The sequence below is a fragment of the Mycobacterium sp. ABE4_509 genome (genome assembly GCF_056160785.1).
The window spans coordinates 1-4,759 of record NZ_JBSWXU010000231.1; the positions used below are offsets into that span (position 1 = coordinate 1).

The 4,759-nt window shown below is 70.9% G+C and carries 2 protein-coding genes; both read left to right on the forward strand.

All coding sequences use genetic code 11. From position 1 onward, the window contains the following. Nucleotides 1-1,588, forward strand: a 1,588-nt coding sequence (locus ACXAID_RS27020) for an SDR family NAD(P)-dependent oxidoreductase (RefSeq protein WP_475025252.1), incomplete at its 5' end; no start/stop codon positions are given. A gap of 5 nt (nt 1,589-1,593) precedes the next feature. Then, a partial coding sequence (locus ACXAID_RS27025) for a non-ribosomal peptide synthetase (RefSeq protein ID WP_475025253.1) occupies nt 1,594-4,759 on the forward strand: 3,166 nt, incomplete at its 3' end.

Consider the following 4,759-nt stretch of genomic DNA (forward strand, 5'->3'; position numbering starts at 1 on the left):
GCTCGGGCCCGTCGCGCGAATGACTGTCGCCACCGAGATGTGGCGCGCCCAACCGGCGGTCGCCGGCCCGCGGGGCGCCGCCTGCCGGGTCGCGCTGCTCGACCTCGGTGGATCGGGTCCGCACCCACAGGAGCTGCTCGAAACCCTGATCGAGCACGACGGGGTGCTGCTCGCCGACCCCGCCGAGGCCGAGGTGCTGGTCGTGGTGGCGCCGCCGGGGGCCGGCGGTGACGATGCCGCGGCCATCACCGACCTGGCGCACCGTGTCGACTCCGGACTGCTGGACTACGCCGGCGCGATCGGCCCCCACTGCCGCGACGTCTGGCTGCTGACCGCCGGCGCCGAAACCGTCAGCGGCCACGACGCCCTCGCCGATCCGGTGCAGTCGGCGCTGGCGGCAATGCACCGCAGCATCGGTTTCGAGCATCCCGACCAGAACTTCCACCATCTCGACCTGCCGGCGGCCACGACCGCCGACACCGCAGCGGTGGCGGCGATTCTGGCCGGTTCCGGCGAGCTGGCGCTTCGCCGGGGCACGCTGTACCGCCGGACGCTGGGCGAGACCGCCGCACCGGCCGCGCCGTGGCGGCTGGACTCCGGGCTGCTCGACGACGTGGTGATCACCGGCGGGTCCGGGGTCGTCGGGCTCGGTTATGCCCGCTACCTCGCCGCGCACGGCGCCCGGCGCATCACGCTGCTGAGTCGCGGCGGCGTCGATCCGGCCGTCGTCGCCGAGCTGCGCGACCTCGGCGCCGCGATCGAAGCACCGGTATGCGACATCACCGACCCCGAACAGCTGTCCGCCGCCGCGGCGAACGGTGCCCGGGCGACGCTGGTCGTGCACGCCGCGGGCACCGCGTCCTTCGCCGAACGCGCCGCCGTCAGCGGGGTGGCGCTGGCCGACATGTGCGCCGCGAAGATCATCGGCCTCGACCGGCTGGTGCGCAGTTGGCCGTTGCACGGCGAAGCTCGGATGCTGTTGTGTTCCTCGGTGATCGGGGTGTGGGGCGGCAAGGGTGCAGTCGGCTACGCCGCGGCCAACCGGATGCTCGACGTCGCCGCGGCGCGGCACCGGGGACAGGGCCTGCACTGTTCTTCGGTGCGCTGGGGCCTGTGGGAGGGCGGCGGCATCGTCGACGCCGGTGAGATCGCCCGTGTCGAACGCGCCGGGCTGCGCCAGCTGGACCCGGTGCGCGCCGTCGAGGCGAGCCTGGCCGAGCATCCCGGCGATCCGCTGATCCTGCTGGCCGACCCCGACCGGCTCCGGATGTTCTTCGACACCGGCGCCGAACCGGCGGACCCGACGCCCACCGACGCGGTGGACGCAGCTGCCGACCACGACGACGCACCGGTGGCGGCTCCGGACGCGGTCCGCAGCCAGCTGGCCGTCGTACTCAACGCCGAGGCGACGACGCTGGACCTCGACGCCACGCTGTTCGACCTCGGAGTCGACTCACTGCTGGCCCTGGACCTGCGCAAGCGCCTCAAAAGGCTCACCGGACACACCGTTCCGCTGGCCACGCTGCTCGGTGGCATCACTGGCACCGACCTGATCGCCGCGATCACAGAAAGTGGACATTCTGCGTGACTGACATGGACACCCCGACACAGCTGACCGAGCGCCGACTCGAGTTGCTGCGCCGCAGGCTCGACGAGCGTGGACTCAGCGCAGCCCGGGCCGACGACGATGCGGACGTTGCGGCGATGTCGGAAGGCCAGCTGCGGATGTGGTTCGTGCACAACGCCGACCCGAGCCGCGCGTTGCTGAACGTGTGCCTGTCCTACCGCATCACCGGCACCGTCGACACCGCCCGGCTGCGGGAAGCCGTCAACGCGGTGGCGTCCCGGCATCCGGTGTTGCGCACGACCTATCACACCGAGGGCGGTGACGGCGGCGAGACCGGCGTGCCGGTGCCGGCGGTGCACACCGACCTGCAGCCCGGCTGGGCCGAACACGACCTGACCGAGCTGTCCGAGCGGGCCCGCGGGCTGCGGCTCGAGGTGCTCGCCCAGCGTGAGTTCGCCGCACCGTTCGACCTCGGCGCCGATTCGCCACTGCGGATCACCGTGATCCGTACCAGTGCAACGGAACTGGTGTTACTGCTGGTGGCACATCACATCGCCTGGGATGACGGTTCCTGGGAGGTGTTCTTCACCGACCTCACCCGGGCCTACCTCGGCGAACCGCTGGCGGCCCGACGTTCCCCGGCCGCGGCACCCGCCTCCGACGAGGCCGATGTCGAGTACTGGCGCGCGGTGATGGCCGATCCACCCGAACCGCTCGAGTTGCCCGGTCCGACCGGCTCGGCGGTTCCGACCAGCTGGCGGTCCCGGCGCACCACCCTGCGACTGGACGGCGCGGTCGCCGCCAAGGTCACCGCGATGGCCGATGCGGCGGGCGCCACCCCCTTCACGGTGCTGCTGGCCGTCTTCGGGGCGCTGGTGCACCGCTACAGCCATGTCGACGACTTCCTGGTCGCCACCCCGGTACTCAACCGCGCAGCCGACACCGAGGACGCCATCGGATACTTCGGCAACACCGCGGCGCTGCGGCTACGCCCGCAACCGACCATGACCTTCGCCGACCTGCTCGATCAGACCAGGGACACCGTGATCGGCGCGTTCGCCCACCAGCGTGTCGGCCTGGAACGCATGGTCCGCGAGCTCAACCCGGACCGCCGGCACGGCGCCGAACGGATGACCAGGGTCAGCTTCGGATTCCGCGGCCCCGACCGGTACGGCTTCACCCCGCCGGGGGTCACCTGCGAACGTGCCGACCTGCGCGCCCACCTGACCCACCTGCCGCTGGGAATCATGATCGAGTTCGACACCGACGGGATCCTCGTCGAGCTCGAGTACCTCGTCGAGATCATCGAACCGGCACTGGCCCGGCAACTCATCGACCACTACGGCGTCCTGCTCGACAGCGCGCTGGCCCGGCCCGATTCGACCCTGAGCGCACTCGAGCTGATGGGGGAGCGCGACAGCGCCTGGCTGCGTGAGGTCAGCCACGGGCCCGAGTTCGACACCCCACCGGCGACCATCACCGCGCTGATCGAAGCCCAGGCCGAACGCAGCCCGGACGCGACGGCAGTGGTCTACGAAGGCCGCCACTTCAGCTACCGGGAGGTCAACGAGTCCGCCAATCGGATCGCCCACCGGCTGATCGAAGCGGGTATCGGGGCAGAGGACCGGGTCGCGGTCCTGCTCGACAAGTCACCCGAACTGGTCGTCACCGCCTTGGGCGTGCTGAAGGCGGGCGCGGTGTATCTGCCGATCGACCCCACCTACCCGCAGGACCGGCTGGATTTCATCCTCGGCGACTGCGACGCGAAATACGTCATCGGCGAACCGGTCACCGGTGTCGACGACTACCGGAGCGATGACCCGACCGATGCCGACCGGGTGCGCCCGCTGCGCCCGGACAACACCGCCTACCTGATCTACACCTCGGGGTCGACCGGTCTGCCCAAGGGCGTCCCGGTCCCGCACCGGCCGGTCGCCGAGTACTTCGTCTGGTTCAAGCAGGACTACCAGGTCGACGCCGAGGACCGGCTGCTGCAGGTCGCCTCGCCCAGTTTCGACGTGTCCATCGCCGAGGTGTTCGGCACCCTGGCCTGCGGGGCCCGCCTGGTGATCCACCGGCCCGACGGCCTGCGCGATATCGGCTACCTCACCGATCTGCTGCGTGACGAGGGCATCACCGCAATGCATTTCGTTCCGTCTCTGCTCGGCCTGTTCCTGTCGCTGCCCGGCGTCAACCAGTGGCGCACCCTGCGTCGGGTCCCGATCGGCGGGGAGGCGCTGCCCGGCGAGGTCGCCGACAAGTTCCACGCCACCTTCGATGCGTTGCTGCACAACTTCTACGGACCAACCGAAACGGTCATCAACGCCACCCGCTACAAGGTCGAGGGCCGGCAGGGCACCCGCATCGTGCCGATCGGCACCCCCAAGATCAACACCGCGATCCACATTCTCGATGACGCACTGCGGCCGGTCCCGGTCGGCTCGATCGGTGAGATCTACATCGGCGGAACCCATGTCGCACCCGGCTACCACCGCAGGCCCGGGTTGACCGCCGAACGCTTCGTCGCCGACCCGTTCACTCCCGGAGCCCGGCTGTACCGGTCGGGGGACCTGGCGCGGCGCAACGCCGACGGTGACGTCGAGTTCGTCGGGCGTGCCGACGAGCAGGTGAAGATCCGCGGGTTCCGCATCGAACTCGGCGACGTCGCCGCGGCCATCACCGTCGATCCCAGTGTCGGCCAGGCCGTGGTGGTGGTCAGTGAGCTCCCCAACCTCGGCAAGAGCCTGGTCGGCTACCTGACCCCGGCGGCGGGCCAGACCGTGGACGTCGACCGGATCCGCGCCCGCGTCGCCGCGGCGCTGCCCGAATACATGACGCCGGCCGGCTACGTCGTGGTCGACGAGATCCCGATCACCGCGCACGGCAAGATCGACCGGGCCGCGCTGCCCGACCCGGAGATCCAGGTCGGCAACGAGTTCCGCGAACCTGCGGCGGGCACCGAAACCCAACTCGCCGAGCTGTTCGCCGAGCTGCTCGGCCACGCACGGGTCGGCGCCGACGACTCGTTCTTCGACCTCGGCGGGCATTCTCTGCTGGCGACCAAGCTGGTCGCGGAGGTCAGGTCGCGGTGCGGGGTCGACATCGGGGTCCGTGACATCTTCGAGCTGGGCAGCGTGGCTCGGCTGGCCGCCCACGTCGACGCGCTCGGCGCGGCGGGGACCGGCCCGGCGC